The organism is Bradyrhizobium sp. Leo170 (assembly GCF_004296405.1).
GTDB lineage: Bacteria > Pseudomonadota > Alphaproteobacteria > Rhizobiales > Xanthobacteraceae > Bradyrhizobium.
This window is the reverse complement of the sequence record NZ_PSRR01000446.1, coordinates 1-5,809: the sequence shown is the minus strand read 5'-3', so window position 1 is coordinate 5,809 and position 5,809 is coordinate 1. Positions and strand designations below refer to the sequence as shown.

Below are 5,809 nucleotides of genomic sequence, written 5' to 3'. Positions count from 1 at the left end.
AATCCACGGATTTCACCGTCCGCTATCTTGCGGATATCCGTTGGAGAATTTTTGGATAGAATTCCATCAGGGGTTGTTTGATTGATACGAATGACTTGAGCGCGAAGAACTAGCGCGTTTCCGATCTTGGGCAGGGGGACAATATGGAACGATCATTTTCGTTCGCAAATGGTGTACTGCAACTATTCCTGACCTTGCCGCCAATTACACAATGGGCGGTAACGCTGCTCATCGTCTGCGCTGCACTAGCGCACCTCTTCAAGTACAACGAACATACCGTCCACGAAGGGCCATCAATTTTCACGACGGCTGGAATTTTCTTCACGTTCCTGGGTATCGCCGAAGGGCTCTACGAATTCGACCCACAAAAGATCGACGCTAGCATTCCAGCTTTGCTTGATGGCCTCAAAACAGCATTCATCGCCTCAGTAGTTGGTGTCGGCGCCGCCCTATCGATAAAACTTCGATACGCCCTATTTGGGGTGAGACGAACGACGCAATCTGCACGACCGGATGGCGCCACCGTTGATGATCTCTACAGCCAGCTTGTCAGCGTGCAACAGTCGCTCGTCGGAGACGATGAATCCACCCTGATTTCGCAACTAAAGTTAAGTCGACAAGACGCAAACGATCGACTCGATGCCCTAAATCGCTCGCAAGCTACCTTCATGCAAACGCTCGCCGAAAACAACTCTAAGGCGCTGATCGTCGCACTGCAGGAGGTGATCAGAGATTTCAACACGAAGATCACTGACCAGTTCGGCGATAATTTCAAACAACTCAATCAAGCTGTCGGCGCGATGCTGGAGTGGCAAAAACAGTATCGTGAGCTCCTCGACGCCTTGGTCGAACAGCAGCGCCGCACCACGCACAACATGGAAACCGCAACTTCACGATATGAGGATTTGGTCGGGAAAGCTGAGACGTTCATCGACGTCGCTCAACGTCTGAGCGAGCTCCTACATAGTCTGGAAATGCAACGGGGACAGATCACGACATCTATAGCTCAACTTGGCAAGGTTATAGAAACCGCCTCAGATGGACTGCCGAAAATCGAGAGCAAAGTCATTCAGCTGACTGAGCAGGTGACCTTCGGCGTCAAACAAAATCAAGATGAAATGACTAGAGTCCTGCGGGAGAGTTCTGCGGCGCTCAAGTCCTCAGTCGGCGACATTCGTGACTTGCTGCTAGAGGCCATTCAATCTGCGAACACTCGGCTTGCTGAACACATACAAGAACACACGAAGAACGCTAAACAGAACCAAGTTGAGATCAACGAGGTCTTGCGAGAGAGTGCAATGGCACTCCGATTGTCCACGACCGAAAGTGGTAAGCTGCTTCTGGAAGCCATTCAGTCCGTAAGCGCTCAACTCGACGAGCCTTGCGCTCGTTGTTCTGCCACATGCTCGCGTCGAGCGAGCCCTCCGTAGCATAGGCGAAGATGTCGATGACGTCGTGCTGGTTGCCCTGGCGCTCGATCCGGCCCTCGCGCTGCGCGATCTGCGACGGCAGCCACGGCACGTCGAGGTGATGGAGAGCCTTCAGGCGAAGCTGCGCGTTGACGCCCGTCCCCATTGTATCTGAGGAGCCGATCAGGAAGCGGACCTTGCCGGCGCGTACGTCACCGAACAGGCGCTGCTTGGCCTCGGACTTCTTGAAGTCCTGCATGAAGGCGATCTCGGACGGGGGCACGCCCATGCGGACGAGTTCATCTCTGATCCAGCGATAGGCCGAGAAGCCGCGCGTCTTCTCGACGCTGATCGTTCCGAGGTCGGAGAAGATCATCTGCGCGGCGCCCGGCAGCTCGTACGGCTTGCCATCGGCGCGCACGTAAGTGTTGTCTGACGTCTCCTTCCAGATGCGGAAGGCGTTTCCGACGAGAAGATTCAGCTTGTTGTTCGGCTCGTTATCGCTGTCCGGATAGACCAGACGCAGGTCAATCGCCGCATGCCGCCCATCGGTGATGACCGAGAGCAAAATGTCGTCACCCGGCTCCGGCGGCCGGTCGCGCGTCTCGATCGCCTTGATCCGCGCGTCGAGCAGGGCTTGGTAGCGCTTGAACGCCGGTGTCGGTTTTGCCGTCAGGATCTGGCGCTTGCCCGTCGAGATCGCGGGGATCTTCACGTACTGCCGCAGGTCCTCCGGCATCACCACGTCGGCGAAGGACCGGAACATGGCGATCAATTCAGGGACGTTCACGAAGGTGGCGAAGCGGGTAACCGGCTTGTACCTGCCGGACGGCTGGAGCTCGAGCTCCGTCGAGACGTCGCCGAAAGTCGAGGCCCAGGCGTCGAACTCGTGGAGCTTGCGATCCAGGAGTGCGCCATATCCGAGATAGCGCTGCACCGAAAACATCTCGCCGAGCGTGTTGGTAATCGGCGTGCCGGAGGCGAGCACCAGCGCCCGCCCCGGGTTATTGGTCTCGATGAAGCGCGATTTCACATAGAGATCCCAGGCGCGCTGCGAGCCGTTGGGGTCGACGCCCTTCAACGTCGACATATTGGTAGCGAAGGATAGCTTGCGAAACTCCTGCGCCTCGTCGACGATGATCTGGTCGACGCCGATCTCGGAGAGGGTCAGAAGATCGTCCTTGCGCGTGGCCAGCGCTTCGAGTCGTTCCTTCAATCCCTCCTTTAGCCGCTCGAGCCGCTTGCGCGAGACGCGGTCGTCGCTTTCGACCTTGGTCAGGAGCTGTCCGTAAAGTTCGAGCTCATCCTGGATCATCTGTTGCTCGAACGCGGATGGCACGCCAATGAACCGGAAGGCCGAATGCGTGATGATGATCGCATCCCACGTCGCTGTCGCGGCGCGCGACAGGAAGCGATGCCGCTTGTTCTTGGTGAAGTTAGTCTCGTCGGCGACGAGGATGCGGGCGCCGGGATAGAGCGCCAGGAATTCGTGAGCCGCCTGTGCCAGGCAGTGACCGGGCACGACAAGCATCGCCTTGGCGATCAGTCCGAGCCGGCGCTGCTCCATGATCGCGGCCGCCATCGTCATTGTCTTGCCGGCGCCGACCGCGTGGGCGAGATAGGTCGCGCCCGAGGAGATGATGCGCCAAATGCCGCGCTTCTGATGTTCGTAGAGAACGAAAGCGCCAGAGGCGCCCGGCAGCTTCAGATGCGATCCGTCGAAGGCGCGCGGCACGATGTTGTTGAAGCGGTCATTGTAGACCCGTGCCAGCCGGTCGGTCCGATCCGGATCGGACCAAATCCAATTCTGAAAGGCGGTCTTGATCCTCGAGAGCTTCTCCTTCGCCGCCTCGGTGTCGACGACGTTGAGGACCCGACGCTCGCTGTCGCCGTCTTTGATGGTGTCGAAGATCTGCGGGACGGAGGAGTTGAGCGCATCAGAGAGAAGCTGCCCGGCGTGCCGCCGCTCGGTGCCCCATTCCGACGTACCGGTGGCCATCCAACCGAGCTGCCGGGCCTCCACGGTCCACGAGGCCAGTTCCGGCATGTGGTGAATCCTGATCTCCGCGCCCATTGTTTCCTTGACGAAGGCGACGATGTCGCCAGCGGGAATCCACGGCGCGCCGAGGCGCGCGGTGATGTCCGAGGGCCGGAGGTCGGCAGGCTGCACCTCCTGCAGAGCGGCCACGTTGCGCGAATAGGCAGGATCGAGCGCAGCCGCCGCTTCCGCAACCTTGAGCTTGTCGCGCACAGCACCCGACAGATAGGCGTCCGCCGTCTGCCACGAGCCGCCGCTGGGATCGCGGAAGATGGCGCTGCCGAGCTCGTCGATGACGTCGTCCGCGTCGCGGTGCAAAAGCTCCGCGATGTGGTCGGGGTCGACATGGCCGCGCTCGTTGAGAACGACGGCCAGCGAGTCGGCGGCGCTGGTGATGACGGGCGGCGCCGGCGGAGCGATTACCCGCTCGGTGAAGATCGGACCCGGCTTCGCCGTATCGGACTCGAGGTCATAGTCCTCGATCGAGGCCACCAGCCAGCAGTCCGGATCGTCCAGGAATGGCTGGAGGTTCGGCCTGCGGTGCGTTTCGCGGACCTCCCCGGTCTCGTCGTCCTCCGCCGTAGACACGACGGTCGTGTTGATCGGCCCGAAAGCGCGGACAAAGTTCGACCAGGCGATGCGCAGCCTGACCTGCGCATCCTTCTGCGGCCGGTCGAGCTCCTGGCACTTCAGCACCTCTCGCACCGCGTCGCGGATCGGGATCAGCTTCTGGATGATCCGAGCGTGCTTTTCCGGAATGCCATCGGCGCTGCGGCCCTTGCGCACCGAGACTGCAACCGGCTTCCCGTCGAGGATCTGCATCAAGCCATGCCGGTGATCGAGCAGATAGCTGCCCTCGCGCGCGGTGAGGCTCGCCGAGCGCTCCGACTTCGCCGGCACGGCCTCGCACTCGTCGTCAGGGTCGACCGCCTCCGGTTCGCCATCGTAGTTGGCGTCCGGAAGGAGCGTGATCGCGTCGGCGAGCGCAGCCGCGAGCTCCTCGCCGGCCTTGGGAAGACAGGTGTAGGTCTCGCCGAACGGGCCGGAGGTCAACGCGTGGGCGCCGAGCACAAGGCGGGGATGGCGTGCGAACCAGCGGTTGACGCCGATCGCGCCCTCGTCGCCGGTCGCGGGGCGCACTTCCTCCAGGTCGAGCCAGGACAGGTCGCCTTCGGGCTCGCCGTGCTTGCGCCGCCGGAAGAACAGGATGTCGACCACGACGTCGGTGCCGGCATCGGCGCGGAAGCTACCTTCAGGCAGACGGATGGCACTGAGGAGATCGGCATGCTTCGCGATCAGCTCGCGCGCCGAGCCATCTGCCTTGTCCATCGTGCCGTGCGATGTAACGAAGGCAGCGAGCCCGCCCGGCTTCAGCATCTTGATCGCCTTGACGATGAAATAGTCGTGGAGTCGCAGACCGAGCGAGCGCAGCGCGCGGTCCGAGCGGACGGTGCGATCGGAAAAGGGCGGATTGCCGATCACAAGGTCGAACCGCGCCGGCAGCTCGGTGCGCGCGAAATCGCCGGTGACGATCCGCGCCCGGGGTTGCAACAGCCGCGCGATGCGCGCCGTGACGGGATCGAGCTCGACGCCGGTGACGTGGGAGACCTCGCGCAGAACCGGCGGCATCAGCGCCGGAAACAAGCCGGTGCCGATGCCGGGCTCAAGCACGCGGCCGCCGCGCCAGCCGAGGCGCAGCAAACCCGCCCACATCGCATGGACGATGAACTCCGGCGTGAAATGGGCGTACTGGGTGCAGCGTGCCAGCGAAGCGTAGTCAGCCTCATCGACCGCATCCTGCAGGTCGGCCCCAATCTCGTCCCAGCCCTTCGCGAATTCGGCTTCGCCCGGTCGGCGGAAAACGCCATTGGCGAGCTCCGAGGCGCCGAAGCCGGTAAAGCGGATCAGTTGCCGCTGCTCCTCGGCCGTCGCGGGGCGCTCCTCGGCCTCGATCTGTGCGGCGAGCCGAACTGCGGCGCTGCTGTCGCGGGCGCGCTGTTTCCAGCCATTTGCGAGGCCACGCTCGCCGGAAAGATAGAAATTGTCGCCGCGCTTGCCGGGACCGTCCTCGGAGCGCCGCGCCGATTCGATCGCCGGCCTTACCGAGGCCGGCGTCGACGGCGGCGAATCATCCTCATGGTCGTCATCACCGCCGAAATCGGCGGCGAAGGCCGTGACGCCAATGCCGAGACTGGATGAAAGGGCGGTATTGCCGAAGAGGTCGAGGGTGAAAGGATCGTCATGCGACATGGGAAATGTCCTCCAGTTGGGCGCGCGCCGTCCGCCGGCGCGGGCTGCGACGGACGGCACGGGATGCGGGAGTTGATGAGTGGGCCGGCTGCGGGCCGGGTTCTGAAATGCG

Annotated in this window: 1 protein-coding gene; it reads right to left on the bottom strand. The window is 62.2% G+C overall.

Annotation, left to right across the window (positions count from 1 at the left end):
* Window positions 1–1,272: 1,272 nt before the first annotated feature.
* On the bottom strand, window positions 1,273–5,697 hold the full coding sequence (locus tag CWO89_RS39945) for a helicase-like domain-containing protein (RefSeq protein ID WP_245476791.1): 4,425 nt from the start codon (window positions 5,695–5,697) through the stop codon (window positions 1,273–1,275).
* Between the last annotated feature and the right edge of the window lie 112 nt (window positions 5,698–5,809).

Coding starts and splice junctions, on each gene's coding strand:
- CWO89_RS39945 (WP_245476791.1), bottom strand. CDS start 5,697: ATGTCGCATGACGATCCTTTCACCCTCGACCTCTTCGGCAATACCGCC.